Raw genomic sequence first — 15,541 nt, 5'->3', positions numbered from 1 at the left:
TTCGTTCCTTGGAAGGAGCGTGATGCTTGGTGCCTTTAAGGCTTGTGCTAGCCGTTCAAGATGAGCAATATATCGAGCCTTTTCTTCATTTTGCCCGCAGCGGGGAGTTTGACCGGGGATTTTCAGTCACCGCGTTCAGCCGGACGGAGGCGTTTGCGCAATATATGGAACAGTACGGAGGTCAGGTTGACGCTGTTCTTGGGGAAACCGCCTTTTTCGAAGCGGTCCGCCATGACTCCGGGGAGAGAATAACCTGCATCCGTCTTTGTGAGGATGAACAAGCCGAGGCGGTCAATGGATCTTTGTACAAATATCAACCGCTCCCTTTGCTGCTTTCCGCCGTTTTCGAGCATGTTCGGGGGAAGCGTGAGGGAACTGCCGCCCCGGAGGGAAGATCACGAGTTTACGGAGTAACGGGTGCCGTAGGCGGCTGCGGGAAGACCACGCTGGCACTCCACCTGGTCCGGCATTTGGCTTCGGAAGGTAAACGGGTTTTCTATCTGAATTTGGAGACGATTCAAAGCGGGGACTTATCCGCCCCGGGAAGAGGAGCGGCAAGCGCGGAGGCAAACGCCGGACTGGCACGCCTTCTTTATGATCTGAAAGCCGGGGAAGAGCGACAGGCGGTGCCCAAACTCCCGGTCACCGCTTACTGCCTCCGCCACCCGGTTCTTCATGGCGACACGTTTGCACCGCTCGATAATCTGGATGAACTCATGGAGATTGGCAGAAGGGAGGCCGCCGCATTAATGGAGTTCATCGCCGGAAGCGGCCTTTATGATGTTGTGCTCGTCGATACCGATTCTTTTCCGCACGAACGAACGGAAACGGTGATGGAGAAATGCGACAAATTGGTCTGGATGGTCGCGGACGATTGGGGAGCCATCAGGAAAACGGGCGCTTGGCTCGCACATCTGGAGAAAGCACGACCCGCCCTGTTTAACGCGGTCATGTCCAAAACGATGTTTGCGGCCAATCGGATTTCGGGTGAGGTCCAGGCTTTGACTCAGGAGAAAGGCATTCAAATTGCGGCCTTTCTCCCCTTGATCCCGGCTTGGACCCAGGGGAACCGGCAGGGTGGAATCATGCATTCCCCGATATACCAGCGGGAGGTGATGAAACTTATCCGGATGCTGAGCGGCCGAAAGGCGGATTCCGGGAAGGGAGGAGAGGAGCGCTTTGATTCAGGGAGATCTTTTTACCGTGCTTAGAGGGGAAATTCGCTCGGGTTTGGATGTTACCTCCACGCTGGAGGACGAACAATTGATGGCTTACATCGAGCGGCGAGTGCTTGAGGAATCGCGGATAGCCGGCCTGACGGCGGCGGAGAAGCGGAAATGGGTACGACGGTTGTACGATTCCTTCCGGGGGCTGGACGTTCTACAGCCGCTCGTCGACGACCGGAGCATTACGGAGATCATGATCAACGGGCATGATGAGGTTTTTGTCGAAAAAGATGGAAAGGTGCTCCGTCTGCCGGCTCGGTTCGAATCCAGGGAGCGCTTGGAAGACATCATCCAGACGATCGTATCCGGCGTCAATCGGGTGGTGAACGAGTCTTCCCCTATTGTCGACGCAAGGCTTAAGGACGGTTCACGCGTCAATATCGTTCTGCCGCCGATCGCGTTGAAAGGGCCGACGATGACCATCCGTAAATTTCCCGAGCATCCGATGACGATGCGGGATCTGGTCCAGAGGGGGGCGCTCGGACAAGAGGCCGCCGAATGGGTGCAAACGCTTGTGAAGAGCAAATACAACATTTTTATCAGCGGGGGGACGGGGTCAGGCAAAACGACTTTCCTAAACGCATTGTCGCAATACATCCCCTCGGATGAACGGGTGATTACGATCGAGGATTCCGCCGAACTGCAAATCGTCACCGTACCCAATCTGGTTTCGCTGGAGACGCGAAACGCCAATACGGAGGGCAGAGGCGAAATTACGGTGAGGGACTTGATCCGCTCCTCTTTACGCATGCGTCCGAACCGGATAATCGTCGGGGAGGTCCGCGGCCGGGAGGCGCTGGATATGCTGCAGGCGATGAATACGGGACATGACGGCTCCCTTTCAACAGGTCACGCCAACAGTACGGCCGACATGATCAGCCGTTTGGAGACGATGGTGCTCAGCGGAGCGGATCTGCCGATCGCCGTGGTGAGGCAGCAGATTGCCTCGGCAATCGATATTTTCATTCATTTAGCAAGACTTCGGGACCGTTCGAGACGCGTGACCGAAATTTCGGAGGTGATCGGCATGAAAGATGGGGAGGTGATGCTTAACCGGTTATATCAGTTTTGCGAGCATGGGGAGAATGAGGGAAAGATCATCGGCCGGCTGGAAAGGACGGGAAATCGTCTTCTGCATGGAGAGAAACTGGCTATGGCCGGATTCAACCGGGAATGGACGGAGGAAAAAAAGGGGGGAGGCGGGTGAAGGAGCGGATAAGCGGCGGACCGCCGAGATCTAACCGGCAAGAACCGGACAGGGTAAACCGTCCGCTTACGGATTATCGCGTTTACGTATTGTCCGTTCGCCAGAAATGGAGCTGCCTGCTGTTAGGAGGGGTCGGATTATTCGGCATTGGCTTTGTTTTCTTCCATTCCGTAACGATCTCTATGCTGCTGTCGGGAGGAACGTTTTTTCTGCCTAAACATTTGAGCAAATACCTGCTGCGAAGGAGACGGGAAAAGCTTGGCTTGCATTTCAAGCAGGCTTTGTACTCCTTGTCCTCGTCGCTGGCGGCCGGGCGTTCCGTGGAAAACGGCTTTCGGGAAGCCATCGCCGATTTGAAACTGCTCTATCCCGACGGTAGTAATGATCTGATTGCCGAACTGGCCATCATATGTACCCGTCTGGAATACGGGCAGCCGATCGAAGAAGCGCTACAGGATTTCAGCAGGCGGGCAGGCATCGAGGATATCAGCAATTTTGCCGATGTTTTTACCACAAGCAAACGCACTGGAGGAGATTTGGTGGAAATCGTAAGGCGGACTTCCGCCATTATCAGCGAGAAGCTTGAAATCAGTCAGGAGATCGCGGTTATGATCGCTCAGAAACGTTTTGAGGCGAAAGCGATGCTCGCGGCCCCCGTACTCTTTTTGATGTTCATGGACTTGACATCACCGGATTACATGAGGCCTTTGCACAGTGGGGTAGGGCTGCTGATTTCTGCCGTCGCCCTGTTGATTTTTGTGGCTTGTTCATGGCTGATACTTAAAATTATGGACATCCGCATCTAGGAGGTAGTGGCTTTTTGAAGCTCCTGGGAGGAATGTTGTTAGTGTCCCTGCTCGGTTTGTGGGGGAGCTTGTACCTTAAATCCAAAGGAAGATACGAAGCATACAACGGGCTTGTCATGGAGGGAATCCGGCTGCAAAAGATAGCCCCTCCCATGCTGTTTTTGCTGGAGAAGCTGAAATTATCCCAGAGGGTGCCTTTCTTCCTTTTCAAAATTCAACGTACGGTCCAGAAGCTTGCCGGGGATCGAAGGGGCGGTGATTTGGCCCGTCTTTTTCTGGCGGAAATGCTCTCTTACAGCTGGTTGTTGATGACGCTCGGCAGTTTGATGACCTTGCTCATGGGAGGCGATGGGAGCGGGCTATTGTTGGGGGGAATCCTGGCTGTGCTGCTTCCGGCGGCCTTGATCAATGATCTGCATCGCAAGGTAGTCCGGCGCGAAAGAGAGGTACTGCTCGAACTGCCCGAGTTTTTGAACCAGTTGATCTTGCTGGTTGGAGCCGGATCTACCGTCCAGCAGGCGATTAAGCATTGCTTGGAACGAAGGAAGGAAGAACAAAGCCACCCGCTGTATCGCGAACTGCTGCAAATGCAGAGGGAGTGGGAAAGCGGCGATTCGTTTCAGCATGCGATGGAAGGCTTCAGCAAACGATGCGGCATTCAGGAGGTGTCCGTCTTTACAACCGCTGTACTGCTCAATTTTCGCCGTGGTGGCAACGATTTTGTACTGGCTTTGCGCGATTTGTCCCACTCTCTTTGGGAAAAAAGAAAGGCGGTGAGCAAAACGCTCGGAGAGCAGGCCTCTTCCAAACTCGTTTTTCCCATGGTGTTGCTGTTTGTTGTCGTGATTATTTTAGTGGGGGCTCCGGCCTTTATGATTATGGATTTGTAGCGAGGACATTTGAATATATGTAATGGGGAGTGATGCCGGTGTTGGCTATGGTGAACGAAAAATTGAAGGGGTTTTGGCGCAATGACGAGGGGCTTGGCATGCTGGAGATGATTTTGATCATCGCGGTCATCGTAATAATTGCGATTATTTTTCGGACCCAGCTTAAGGAAATCGTCACGAGTCTGCTTGGCAAGGCCAAATCAAAAACGGAAAATTTTATGGACGGACAGTGAAATGCGGCGGCTGCTGCAAAATCAAAAAGGGAGTTTTACCCTTGAAGCTTCCCTTGTTCTCCCGGTTATTTTAACCACATTGCTTATCCTGATATTTTTCTGCATGTTTCTTTATCAACGCGCAATGCTCGGTCAAGTCGCGGCGGTTGCGGCGGAACGCAACGCCTATGTCTGGGATAATAGCCATCGAAAGCCGGAGACCGGCGCATTTGAGGAAGGAAGCTATGACCCGCTGTATTGGAGGTTGACCGATGACGGGATGCTGCAGACTATCTTCGGTATTACCGGCCAAAACACGGAAGTTCTTGCCGCACTTCCCGTAAACGGAGAAAACGAGGAAGGTGCTTTGCCTTTAAGAAAACTCAATCGGGTCGGACAGAACATTCCCCCGGAAATGAAAGGCGGGATTACCTACGATAACAAGCTTTTGCTGCGAAAAGTCGGCGTGACCTTGCATCGCTTCTCCCCGCTGGCCCCGCTTGAAAAGGCCGTTGGGGATATCACTCAAGACGCCTTGGCGGAAGCTTATATCGTCGATCCCGTGGAGTGGATTCGCAGCGTTAATCTGGCTGGATATTACGGAGCCAAATTTAAGGGCGGCGGTATGGACAAGCAAGAGGCGGGAAAAGCGCTTGCGTTGTTCGGAAAGTAGCGGCTTTAAATCTGAAAGATGTTGATTTGCGATTAAAGCTGGTGAGAGGGGACGGTAGATATAAGTTTTTTTAATCGCGAGCGTGGGGAACGGGGAGCCGTTTCGGTATTTTTGATTATGATTTTTGCCGTCGTGTTTGCCTTTGTTTCCATTTTTGTGGATTTTGCCCGCATTTCCGCCCTCCAAGCAAAAGCGGAGATGCTGGCCCATGCCGCTTCCCGTTCTGTTATGTCGACTTATGATCCGCAATTGCTTGAGAAGTACGGTTTGTTTGCTTTCGGGGAAACGGATGCCAATTACTTGATGTCCAAGGTGCTCCAGACGCAATTTGACACGTTGAACTCGAGCGAAAGCTTGCCGATTGTAAACGCCGAGCTCGATTCGTCTTCCGTTGAGCTTCTGCGTCCGCTGGGGACTTATGCGGTATTTGAACAGCAAATCAGGGAGCAGATGAAATACAAAGCGCCGATCGATTTTACGATCGAGATCGTCAACCGCTTCAAACCGATGTCCGGGATGATGAAGGAGGCCTCCAACACGGTCGACTTGCTCGGGAAGCTGCAGAAGCTCTATGAACGCCGGGAAGCGAAGCTGGACGATATGCTGGATAAACAAACAAGGGCTAGCGTCCAGGTCGAAAAATTCGGGATTTGGGTACCGAGGGCGGGCGGTTCGGCCGGAGACGGAGAGCCGGAGGATATCTCCACCGCAGCGGATGTGGCGGCCCAGTACGGAGAGTACGCCCGTAAATTGGAGGAGGACCGTGACAGAGAGCCGCTGGAAAAGATGTATACCCTGGAAATCGGCAGATATCGCTCGGGGGCTTCAAGGGTGTTCGATCGCTTAAGGGATGGCAATAGGGAGGCGGGGCAACTTCATCGGGAACTGCTGCCGGAGGCGAAACGGCTTTTGAATGAGGCTAGGGAAATCAATGCAGAGATGAAACGGATCATCAAAGAGGCGGAGGAACGGCCCGCTCAGAACGGCTATAATGCGATGGCCCATGCGGAAAGCACGGGCGGTAACGATATGTTGTCCGGCGGGGAGCAAATCGATCAGATCCGCCGGAGAAGTCCGGAACTGATCCTCCCGGAGGAGTTGTTCACCGACTTTGAACATGATATTTCGCGGCAAGCCGCTGATTATGCAAAAACGGATGCCGCCGTTTCTTCGTTTTTGGCCGTGGAGGGCTCCGTTTTAGCGGCGGCTTGCTCGGAGGGCGGATTATTTTCGAACCTAGAGCGGATGCGATCGGAAGTGGGCGGGTATGCACGGAATTACGTGGACTCCGGAGCGGGAAATCTGCTGGAGCAAAACCGAAGGAAGCTGGGGGATCACCGTTCCTCGGACGCTGAACGGAAAGCGACCGAGAAGAAAGCCGCGACCAAGCTAAAGGAAGCTGGTAATCTGATTGGACAAATTTCCGGGTTGAAAGAAAAGCTTAAAGAGGAGCAAAAGCAGTTTGACCAATTAGAAGCCTATTTCCACGCTAACCGGGAAGTGAACAGCCATTCCGATTCGGCCAAAGGGGGGAAAGACGCAGATCCGGGGGCAGATCCGTATGAAGCGGGGGGTGAAGCCATGGAGGGAATGGATTCGCTTTATGGAGGATTTTCCGGATTACTGCAGGGGATGACGGACAACTGCTTCCAAACCGAATATATTGCAAGCTATTTCCGATTCTTTGATGTCAGTTCGCTCAAGGGACTGTTGAAGAAAGGGGGCGCGGGAAAAGAAGGGGTGATTTCCGCTGCCTTTACGGCGGACCGTCAGGAAGTGGAGTATATATTGTACGGATTTCATAATCCGGCGGGAAATCTCGCAGCGGCCTACGGGGAAATTTTCACGCTACGGCTGGCGATCAGGACGATGGAAGGATTGGTCAAAAACGCCTCCAAAGGAAATCCGCTGCTGATTTTGGCATCCGCTCTCCTTTACGGGGTGGAGAATGCTATAAAAGACCTCATGGATCTGACCCAAAAAGGCAGTCTTGAGCTAAGCGATTATTTAAAGGTTCAATTTTCCTACAGGGACCATCTACGTCTATTCTTATTGGTTCACGGCCGGAACGGGAACAGGCTGTCCCGGATGCTGGCCGTCATTCGGATGAATACGGGGATTGCGACCGAGGAACGGGCTACGTATTTAAAAGGAAGCGTCAACGTCTCCTCTCCGCTCTGGTTTTTGCCGGGGGTTGCCAAGGCGATGAGTTCGGCGGGGGTTCTCTCGGGAAGGGTGGAAGGAAGCCGATATGTCGCGAGCAAACAAGCGGATTTCTCTTATTAATGAACAGCCTGGGACGAAGGGCAGCATTGTACTCGAGGCTTCCTTGGTCATGCCCCTGTTTGTCATGGTTATCTTCCTGTTCATATACATGGTTCAGATGACCCTGATCTCCACACAGATGCAAGCCGTTGCCGCCAATGCGGTAAGGCAGGTCTCCGCTCATATGTATCCTGTGGCGTTGGCGTTCTCCAAATCAACGGCGGGGGAAGGGGCGAACGGACATGAAGTTGAATCTCGGTCGGACGGTTGGAGGATGCCGGAATTATCTTTGTCCGGGTGGGCGGGCGAATACGCCTCCAAGCTGCCGCCGCCCTTCTCCGGTTGGGTTCAGTCTGCGGCGAACCGGGGGGACGAGCCTTTGCAAGAGGTGAGGGACAGTCTGTCCGAACAAGTTCTCGATCCGGCGTTGAAACCGATGCTGCGTCCTTTTTTAAAGGGGACTTGGCTGAAGGAAGAACGGCTCCATGTTCACCGGGTCACGGTCCCTGATTTGAAGACAGGCAGAAATCCTTATTTCGGCCTCGAAATCAGCTACGAACTTCCGATCAAGGTTCCTTTAACCGGGCGACGGATTTTACTCCGGACGAGGGCGGAAGAGCGGCTGTGGATCGGAGATACCGGGGAGCAAAAAGGCAAGGAGGAGGGGGAAGGCGAATCGGGCCAAGGGAAACCCGCCTCCATTTTATCCAAACCCGAACCCGCCTACGCGGGTCACCGGACTCGTGTGAAGGCCCTTATAGAACCGGGAACGGAAGCCAGACTTACAGTTTATTACAAAAGTGGGGTCAGTAAAGCCAAGTATTTGGGAACCGCAACCGCCGGAAATGACGGAATTGTGGAATGGGAATGGCTTGTTGGCGGAAATACGACACCGGGTACATGGACGCTGGAGATAGAAACGGAAGGCGGACTCAAAACAACCGCACAGTTTAATGTCGAAAGCCCATAATCCGGTTCGACGGGAAATCATTTGCCTTCGCAGGGGGATTGGGGAATATGGCTGGGGAGTATGTAGGGGTTTTTATTTTATTGGGGGCCGCCTTTTTAACGGACCTGAGATCCATGAAAATACCGAACGCCTTGACGATATCCGGCGTCTTGGCCGGGTTGCTGTGGCATCTCCTCGATGAAGGATGGGGAGGCGCTCTGTTCGCTTTGAGAGGGGCGGCCATAGGGTTTGTCCTAATGCTGGTGCTGTATTGCTTCGGCGCGATTGGCGGGGGCGACGTAAAGCTGTTCGCGGGAATCGGCGCATGGACCGGAGCTCAGATGACATTGCATATTATAGTATATTCCATCCTTTGCGCCGGTTTAATCGGGGTGATCATCTTGATTTTGCGGCGGGAAGTATTTGCCCGGATACGCGGTATTCTGCGGAACTTTCTGGGCGCTGTCCTGCTGAAGAGCTGGGCTCCCGTCCGGTCGGGATTGAAGAACCAGCTGCAATTTCCGTTTATGCTTGCGGTTCTTCCCGCAGCGATCCAGGCGGTAATTTATCTATCCTAGCGGGAGGGAGGACATAGGACGATGCCGGAATTGACGGCCGATTTTATTAGAAACGGCGGAACCTACATGGTGTTGGGCGCTAAGGGCGGCCTCCATTCGAGGCAGTTCAACCGGGTTCAGCGGAGCATGCTCTCATCGGTTTCCATCCCGAATTTACTGCGCCTGGATGTCAGGGAAGTCGATTTTGAGGTCAGTCTGCATTATGAGATCACCGGCAAGCGCATGCTGTCCCAATGCTTGAAGCAAGAAAAGATCACGATGCCTGAACTCTACGGTTTGCTGATGCAAATCGCTGAAGCGCTGGATGACTGTAAGCAATTTATGCTGACGCCGCTTAATTTTTACCTGGATGTAGATTTTATATTTGTCGAGGAGCCCTTATCCTCCGGAATTCTCTATTTTACATACTTGCCTTTTACAGAGACGCTCTCGGCCGAATCGCTTTCGGGAGCATTGATCGGACTGATCACCAGGTTGATTACGTCGGTTTCAACGATGGAGGGTGAAGGAATTCAACAACTGCTCCGCCTTTGTTCGGACGAGCTTTTTTCATTGTCCGAGTTTAAGAAGCTGCTGGTCCGTCTGATGGCGGGGGAGGAACCCGCCTCGGCAGGCGGAACGGGCTATCATGGCCCGGAGAAACTTCCCTGCCGCCCGGATTCGCGTTCTTCCGCCGCCACAATCAAGGAATATGTGCCCGAGCAAGATGTTCCTGCTTCCGCCGGCGATTTATATACATCGATCTCCGACATTTACGGGGAAGAAGTTTGCTCGGCTTTTCCCGGCGCATCGGAACCGGGGGGGCGGATTTCGCAATCGTCGGCATCTTCTCGGGTCTACACCTATATTTTTGGCGGGACGGTGCTGGCGGCTGCTCTCCTGTGGAAGCTGATTTACTTCGATCATCCCGGCAGCTTGAACAGAAGCATATGTCTTGCCTTAACGGTATTGCTAATAGCGGCGGCCTTGCTAATATTACGAGGGCGATGGTCTCTGCTGCTTGGAAGCCGACCATTGAAGGTGGGCGATGCTAACAAGAATGAAATGGCGGAACAAGCAGACGAGGATAACGAGGATTCGTCCTGGAAACAAAGCTGGCGCTGGGATCATCCATCCGGTTCCGAACTTGGCAGCACTCCTCCTTTGAATCAAGCTGCTTCAAACCAAACCGCCTCAAACCAGGCGTTCAACATTTGGCATGGAAGCGTTCTTGAACCGCAGGAGTCAGGTCCGGCCGTCCCGTCACCTCCTTTGCCTGAGCAGCGCACGGTGCTGCTCAGGGAAGCGGCGGTGCCGGAGAAGCTATCTTCTTCGACTGCGAGATTTACCCTGGAGCGTCGGCAAACGGAGCAAGCAGCGGAATCTAACCCGGAAATTATCACCCTCCGCAAAGGCAGCTTCGTGATCGGGCGTTCTGAGGAGATATGCCAATATGTGGACGTCACGCCGGGGGTCTCCCGCGCTCATGCGGAACTGATGGTACTGGAGGAGGGGTGCTCGTTAAAAGACCTGGGTTCGCGAAACGGAACGGTGCTCCGGGGAGAACCGATCGCCCCGTATAAGAGCTACCCCATGAATCCGGGGGATTCGTTTACCATTGCCGATTGCACATACATTTTGCGCCAGCGGGGCTTGGGGGCTAATTTGGATTGACCGTAGATAATCCGACCAAAAGGGTGTATAATGATCGAGAATCATTCTCAATTACATTGTTTTGGTTTATAATTGCTTTATGTCTTACTACTGTCAACTTGTCAAAAGGATGGATTAATTCATGGCAGCCACAACCCAAGCTACAAAAGCAAACCGCCGTTCCCGGCCGCTTGCGGCCAGTCTGATTTTGATCGGCGGCGTTATATTGCTCGCTTTCGCCATCGGCTTGTCCATTTCCGTCGGAGCCGCCGATATCAGGCTCTCGACGGTATGGGAAGCTCTGTTTCATTTCGACGCCGGGCGGACCGAGCATCAAATCATTCTCGACATGCGCCTTCCCCGCGCGGTAGCCGCGGCACTGATCGGCGCGGCGCTTGCGGTCGCGGGAGCGATTATGCAGGGAATGACAAGAAACCCGATGGCCGATTCCGGGCTGCTCGGACTGAACTCCGGTGCGGGACTTGCGTTGGCGATTTGTTTCGCGCTTGTCCCGGGGACGCCGTTTCTTCTGATGATGTTGTATTCTTTCATCGGTGCGGCGGCCGGGGCGGGTCTCGTATTCGGTATCGGCTTCCTCTCGAAAGGCGGCATGACTCCGGTCAGACTTACCCTGGCGGGGGCTGCTGTGAGTATGCTGCTCGTTGCGATCAGCGAAGGGATCGCCTTGTATTTCAAGGTCGGCCAGGATCTGGCGTTTTGGTACGCCGGCGCGGTCACCGGGACGACCTGGGAGCAATTGAAATTCGTCGCCGTAGGCGTTGCTGTCGGTTTGGTCGGGGCGCTCTCTCTTTCCAAGTCAATCACCCTGCTTAGTCTGGGTGAGGAAGTGGCTACCGGACTGGGGCAGAGGACGGGGCTGATCAAAGCGCTCAGCATGGTCTTCGTACTGATTTTGGCGGGAAGCGCCGTTTCGCTTGTCGGAGCCATCGGTTTCGTCGGTTTGATGGTCCCTCATGTCACCCGGTTTTTGGTGGGCGTCGATTATCGCTGGGTCGTCCCGTCTTCCGCGGTCTTGGGCAGCTTGCTGATGGTCTTTGCGGATATTTTGGCGCGGATGGTTAATCCGCCCCATGAGGTGCCGATCGGTGCGCTCATCGCCGTCATCGGAGTTCCTTTCTTCCTTTATCTAGCGATGAAGCAGAAAGGAGGGCTCGATTAATTATGAACGGACCGGATTATAGCGCTCATTTGCGGAGGAAAGCGGCGAGATCGTACGGGTTTATCCTGCTATTCGCTGTATTGATTCTAATTGTTTTTGTCATCAGCATGAACACGGGATATATACGGCTTTCGCCAGGCGACGTGTTCCGGACCTTGTTTGGTATGGGGACGGAAAAACAGGAGTTGATTCTCTATGATTTCAGGCTTCCGCGCATTGTCATCTCCGTTCTGATCGGGATGGGAATGGCGGTGTCCGGTTGTATTTTCCAGGGAATCTCCCGCAACCCGTTGGCCGATCCCGGCGTTCTCGGCATCAATGCGGGTGCCGGTTTGGCCGTTGCCTTGTTTATTTCGTTCTACCCTACGACGGCGGCGGCGCCGGTATTTCTGATGCCGGTTCTCGCCCTTTTGGGAGCCGCGTCGGCGGCGGTCCTGATCTATGTGCTCTCTTACAAAAAAAATTACGGACTTCAGCCGATTCGGATGGTGTTGGTGGGAATCGCCGTGGCCGCCGGCATTAATGCGGCGATGATCATTCTCCAGCTCAGGCTTCGTCCGGAAAACTTCCAACTGCTGCAGGTTTGGCTGGTAGGAAGCATCTGGGGCACTTCTTGGAAGTATGTTCTGGCGCTGCTTCCGTGGATCTTCATTCTGATTCCCTATGTATTTATGAAAGCACGGGCGCTCAATGTGCTTAGTTTGGGGGATCAGACGGCAACGGGACTCGGTACGCAAATCGAGCGGTCCCGGCTTGGGCTGTTGGCCGCGGCCGTCGGCTTGACCGGAGCTTCCGTCGCCGTAGGCGGAGGGATTTCCTTTGTCGGGCTGATCGCCCCGCATTTGGCGAGGCGGCTGGTTGGCCCGAAACACGAGTTTTTGATTCCGGCCTCCGCCTTGGCCGGCGGGCTTCTGGTCATCGTCGGCGACACGCTGGGCAGATGGGTACTCCAGCCGACGGAAATTCCGACGGGCATTGTCGTAGCGATCATCGGAGCCCCTTACTTCTTGTATTTGCTCGCGAAATCGAAGAATTGAGAGGTTGGGAGAGTCGCGACATCCTGGAAAAAAGCCGTCCGCTGCAAGCGCGGACGGCTTTTTTTAGGCGTGCAGATCGGCCAAAGCCTCCTGCAACCCGGGGTGAATGAATTGAAATCCGGCTTCGAGCGCGGCCGCCGGAATCACTTTCTGGCCTTCCAACAGCAGCATGGATCTGTCGCCAAGCAGCAGTTTCAGGAGGAAAGCGGGGACGGGAAACCAGCTGGGGGTTCGGTGAACCCGTCCCAATACGGCGCTGAATTGCTCATTGGTCACGGGAAACGGACTGACCGCATTAACGGGACCGGCCATCGCCGGATTCTTAAGGCAGAAGTCTATCAAGCGGATCAGATCGTTTAAGTGAATCCAAGGGACCCATTGCCGACCGGTACCGACCTTTCCGCCTAAGCCGAGACGAAAGGGAAGCCGCATCAGCGGATAAGCGCCGCCGTCGTTGCCGAGAACGACTCCCGTACGCAGCAGGATGAGGCGGCGGTCCGGGAAGCCTTGCTTCGCGGCCGCCTCCCACCGCTCCGTCACCTCCCATAGAAAATCTCCGTTCCCTTCCGTACGCTGGGCCGCTTCCGTAAATTCTCCGGTAAGTGAGGTGCCGTAAATTCCGACGGCGGAGGCCTGGACGACGACCTCGGGTCCTGGACTTAACGCTGCCGCAAACTGAGCGACCTTTCGGGTTGTCGTCAACCGCGACTCCAGGATGATCCGCCTGGCTTTCGGGGTCCATCTTTGGTTGAGTGAAGCGCCCGCCAAATTAACGATGGCTTGAACATCGCTTAACGGAGAAAGATCGCGTTCCAGCTCGCTCCATGTACAATGGATCAGTCCGGACGCGACGGAATGGGATCCACGGTTTCCGCTTTTTCTGGAAACGACGACGACTTCGCTTCCCTCTCTTACCAAATAGGCCGCTAGAGCCCTGCCGATAAACCCCGTTCCGCCAAAGATAGCGATCTTCACGGAAATCCCTCCTTAAGAAAAAGTCCGGACCTGCGATAGTCAGGACCGGATGCCGTTTTTCGAAACCTATTTGTTCATTAAATGCCGATATGGCCGGTAATCAATTTGATTTTTCTCCAGAAACTGAATCAGAAACTTGTTGTCCCGCTTTGGCGTCGCCGTAATATACCCCTTGATGCAATGATCCCGGGTCACTTCGGTGGCTCCTTCCTCCAGGGCGATACGGCCGATTTCCGCCGCGATCGAATGCTTGGCGATATCGCGGAAAGGACCGGGCACAGGCTGCACCAATAGATTAAGAAAAGCCTTGGCATCGTCCCCCCAAAGATGGCGGCTTTTTTCGACCCAGTGGTTTTGCCAGTCCAGCTTGGACATGCCGTCCGCCTTGGGAAGCACTTTCAAAAATTTCCGGAACATAAAAAATCCGCCGATCGTCATCATGCCAAGCAGCACAAAGCCCCAAAAAACGATCGTATTCAAAAACAGGTTACTTGGTCCTCCCGAGGATAGCGGAAGCAGCAGGGCCTGATAGGGCATGGGTACAATCACCTCGATATTCTAACTGTGATTTTTCTCGTTGATAAAAATTATAACGTATTTTCAAGTTTATGACGAGACTCCTTGACCCCGCCGAAAATCTACGGAAGGAACAGGAGGAACCTTTTTTGCATAATGATAGATTTCATGCTCGGGTTGAAGGCTTGGCCTAGCTTTATTTTGCTATTCAAGATAAAATAGGGATGTTTAGCGATTTACTGTCCAAAAGGGGGAAGAAAAAATGCTTAAAATTGGCTCCCATGTTTCGTTTTCGGACAAAGGGCTCTTAAGCGCAACTTCGGAGGCCGCTTCCTACGGCTCCAGCTCGTTCATGATATATACCGGCGCACCGCAAAATACGCGCCGCAAACCGATCGAATCGATGCATATCGAGGACGGCAAGGCGGCGATGGCTACGGCGGGGATCGACGAGATCGTCGTCCACGCTCCATACATCATCAATTTAGGCTCGTATAAGTCCAATACGTATCAGCTCGCGGTGGATTTTTTGCAGGAGGAAATCCGGCGGACCCATGCCCTGGGCGTGAGGAACATCGTCCTTCACCCCGGCGCGTTTACCGATAAAGATGCGGAATACGGCGTCGAACGGATCGCGGAAGGCCTGAACCAGGTGCTGAACGGTACCGATGAAACCGAGGTCAATATCGCGTTGGAAACGATGGCCGGAAAGGGAACGGAGGTCGGCCGCAGTTTTGAGGAGATCGCGGCGATCATCGACAAGGTGCAGCATAATGAGCGGTTGACGATCTGTATGGACACCTGCCATATCCATGATGCCGGATATGATATCGTCAACGATCTTGATGGCGTGCTCCGCCAGTTCGACGACCTGATCGGTCTGGATCGGCTTGCGGTCGTGCACATCAATGACAGCAAAAATCCGATCGGCTCGCGCAAGGACCGCCATACCCCGATCGGCAGCGGCTGGATCGGTTTTGAAGCGATCCACCGCGTCGTTCACCACGAGGCGCTGCAAGGACGTCCTTTTATCCTCGAAACGCCGTGGGTGGGCAAGGATCCCAAAACCCAGCGCCCGATGTACGAGATTGAGATCGCCTTGCTGCGCGGGGATTTAGCCGGGCGTTTCGGCGAGGGCATCTTGACCGAGGTGGAGCAGCTTAGCGCGTTCTTTGCCGGTCAGGAAATTCATCCGCGCGCGTTCGTGCTGGACACCTGGAATTTGCTGAAGAGCGATGCCAAAGCGAAAAAGGCGGACCCGCGTGAGCCGTTGGAACGGCTTTACGATCTCGTGACGGCAGCCGATCTGTTTCCGGAATATAATGAGGAACAGATCAACCAGCGTCTGGTGGCTTGGCTCGCAACCGCTAAAGGATAACAACGACTACAGGGGGA

Annotated in this window: 15 protein-coding genes; 13 read left to right on the top strand and 2 right to left on the bottom strand. The window is 54.0% G+C overall.

Features of this window, described 5'->3' with window-relative positions; translation table 11 throughout:
- Window positions 1-29: 29 nt before the first annotated feature.
- The 12 genes from FRY98_RS05855 to FRY98_RS05800 all read left to right on the top strand — a co-directional run bounded on the left by FRY98_RS05855 (window position 30) and on the right by FRY98_RS05800 (window position 12,655).
- Complete coding sequence (locus FRY98_RS05855; protein ID WP_225039505.1) at window positions 30-1,211, top strand: CpaE/TadZ family protein; 1,182 nt, start codon at window positions 30-32, stop codon at window positions 1,209-1,211.
- Window positions 1,183-2,433, top strand: coding sequence for a TadA family conjugal transfer-associated ATPase (locus tag FRY98_RS05850; protein WP_148451204.1), 1,251 nt, complete (start codon window positions 1,183-1,185; stop codon window positions 2,431-2,433). The genes FRY98_RS05855 and FRY98_RS05850 overlap by 29 nt, the downstream gene beginning before the upstream one ends.
- Window positions 2,430-3,239 (top strand): type II secretion system F family protein, encoded by an 810-nt coding sequence (locus FRY98_RS05845; protein WP_225039504.1) that lies wholly within the window; start codon window positions 2,430-2,432, stop codon window positions 3,237-3,239. Before FRY98_RS05850 ends, FRY98_RS05845 begins: the two co-directional genes overlap by 4 nt.
- Before the next feature lie 32 nt (window positions 3,240-3,271).
- Entirely contained in the window at window positions 3,272-4,129 is an 858-nt protein-coding gene (locus FRY98_RS05840) for a type II secretion system F family protein (RefSeq protein WP_148451203.1), read from the top strand.
- A 47-nt stretch (window positions 4,130-4,176) separates the two neighbouring features.
- Complete coding sequence (locus FRY98_RS05835; RefSeq protein ID WP_170287055.1) at window positions 4,177-4,362, top strand: Flp1 family type IVb pilin; 186 nt, start codon at window positions 4,177-4,179, stop codon at window positions 4,360-4,362.
- A gap of 1 nt (window position 4,363) precedes the next feature.
- Entirely contained in the window at window positions 4,364-5,014 is a 651-nt protein-coding gene (locus FRY98_RS05830) for a TadE/TadG family type IV pilus assembly protein (protein ID WP_148450762.1), read from the top strand.
- A 117-nt stretch (window positions 5,015-5,131) separates the two neighbouring features.
- The gene (locus tag FRY98_RS05825) at window positions 5,132-7,300 is read left to right on the top strand and encodes a hypothetical protein (RefSeq protein ID WP_225039515.1); all 2,169 of its coding nucleotides are present in this window, start codon (window positions 5,132-5,134) and stop codon (window positions 7,298-7,300) included.
- Window positions 7,266-8,249 (top strand): TadE/TadG family type IV pilus assembly protein, encoded by a 984-nt coding sequence (locus tag FRY98_RS05820; RefSeq protein WP_148450760.1) that lies wholly within the window; start codon window positions 7,266-7,268, stop codon window positions 8,247-8,249. The genes FRY98_RS05825 and FRY98_RS05820 overlap by 35 nt, the downstream gene beginning before the upstream one ends.
- Before the next feature lie 47 nt (window positions 8,250-8,296).
- The gene (locus tag FRY98_RS05815; RefSeq protein WP_148450759.1) at window positions 8,297-8,806 is read left to right on the top strand and encodes an A24 family peptidase; all 510 of its coding nucleotides are present in this window, start codon (window positions 8,297-8,299) and stop codon (window positions 8,804-8,806) included.
- Between the two features lie 21 nt (window positions 8,807-8,827).
- Window positions 8,828-10,459 (top strand): DUF6382 domain-containing protein, encoded by a 1,632-nt coding sequence (locus FRY98_RS05810; RefSeq protein WP_148450758.1) that lies wholly within the window; start codon window positions 8,828-8,830, stop codon window positions 10,457-10,459.
- A gap of 121 nt (window positions 10,460-10,580) precedes the next feature.
- Window positions 10,581-11,618, top strand: a complete 1,038-nt coding sequence (locus FRY98_RS05805) for a FecCD family ABC transporter permease (protein WP_148450757.1) — start codon at window positions 10,581-10,583, stop codon at window positions 11,616-11,618.
- A 2-nt stretch (window positions 11,619-11,620) separates the two neighbouring features.
- Window positions 11,621-12,655, top strand: coding sequence for a FecCD family ABC transporter permease (locus tag FRY98_RS05800; protein WP_148450756.1), 1,035 nt, complete (start codon window positions 11,621-11,623; stop codon window positions 12,653-12,655).
- Window positions 12,656-12,718: 63 nt separating this feature from the next.
- Here FRY98_RS05800 and FRY98_RS05795 read toward each other — a convergent pair whose 3' ends face one another.
- Both FRY98_RS05795 and FRY98_RS05790 read right to left on the bottom strand, forming a co-directional pair.
- Window positions 12,719-13,630 carry a TIGR01777 family oxidoreductase gene (locus FRY98_RS05795; protein WP_148450755.1) on the bottom strand — a complete coding sequence of 304 codons (912 nt, stop codon included), beginning with the start codon at window positions 13,628-13,630 and terminating at the stop codon, window positions 12,719-12,721.
- Window positions 13,631-13,696: 66 nt separating this feature from the next.
- A complete protein-coding gene (locus FRY98_RS05790; RefSeq protein ID WP_148450754.1) occupies window positions 13,697-14,167 on the bottom strand; it encodes a DUF2621 domain-containing protein in 471 nt (156 codons plus the stop codon).
- Between the two features lie 241 nt (window positions 14,168-14,408).
- On the opposite strand from FRY98_RS05790, the gene FRY98_RS05785 reads away from it, so the two are divergent.
- Complete coding sequence (locus FRY98_RS05785; protein ID WP_148450753.1) at window positions 14,409-15,524, top strand: deoxyribonuclease IV; 1,116 nt, start codon at window positions 14,409-14,411, stop codon at window positions 15,522-15,524.
- Window positions 15,525-15,541: the final 17 nt, after the last annotated feature.

It is taken from the genome of Paenibacillus faecis, assembly GCF_008084145.1.
In the GTDB taxonomy this organism is placed as follows: domain Bacteria; phylum Bacillota; class Bacilli; order Paenibacillales; family Paenibacillaceae; genus Fontibacillus; species Fontibacillus faecis.
This window is presented reverse-complemented; position numbering and strand designations above follow the sequence as displayed.

Bases quoted from the DNA above. Each gene is read 5' to 3' on its own strand.
- FRY98_RS05840 (WP_148451203.1), top strand. From the start codon at position 3,272: ATGTTGTTAGTGTCCCTGCTCGGTTTGTGGGGGAGCTTGTACCTTAAA.
- FRY98_RS05835 (WP_170287055.1), top strand. From the start codon at position 4,177: ATGGTGAACGAAAAATTGAAGGGGTTTTGGCGCAATGACGAGGGGCTT.
- FRY98_RS05830 (WP_148450762.1), top strand. From the start codon at position 4,364: ATGCGGCGGCTGCTGCAAAATCAAAAAGGGAGTTTTACCCTTGAAGCT.
- FRY98_RS05825 (WP_225039515.1), top strand. From the start codon at position 5,132: ATGATTTTTGCCGTCGTGTTTGCCTTTGTTTCCATTTTTGTGGATTTT.
- FRY98_RS05820 (WP_148450760.1), top strand. From the start codon at position 7,266: ATGTCGCGAGCAAACAAGCGGATTTCTCTTATTAATGAACAGCCTGGG.
- FRY98_RS05815 (WP_148450759.1), top strand. From the start codon at position 8,297: ATGGCTGGGGAGTATGTAGGGGTTTTTATTTTATTGGGGGCCGCCTTT.
- FRY98_RS05810 (WP_148450758.1), top strand. From the start codon at position 8,828: ATGCCGGAATTGACGGCCGATTTTATTAGAAACGGCGGAACCTACATG.
- FRY98_RS05805 (WP_148450757.1), top strand. From the start codon at position 10,581: ATGGCAGCCACAACCCAAGCTACAAAAGCAAACCGCCGTTCCCGGCCG.
- FRY98_RS05800 (WP_148450756.1), top strand. From the start codon at position 11,621: ATGAACGGACCGGATTATAGCGCTCATTTGCGGAGGAAAGCGGCGAGA.
- FRY98_RS05790 (WP_148450754.1), bottom strand. From the start codon at position 14,167: ATGCCCTATCAGGCCCTGCTGCTTCCGCTATCCTCGGGAGGACCAAGT.
- FRY98_RS05785 (WP_148450753.1), top strand. From the start codon at position 14,409: ATGCTTAAAATTGGCTCCCATGTTTCGTTTTCGGACAAAGGGCTCTTA.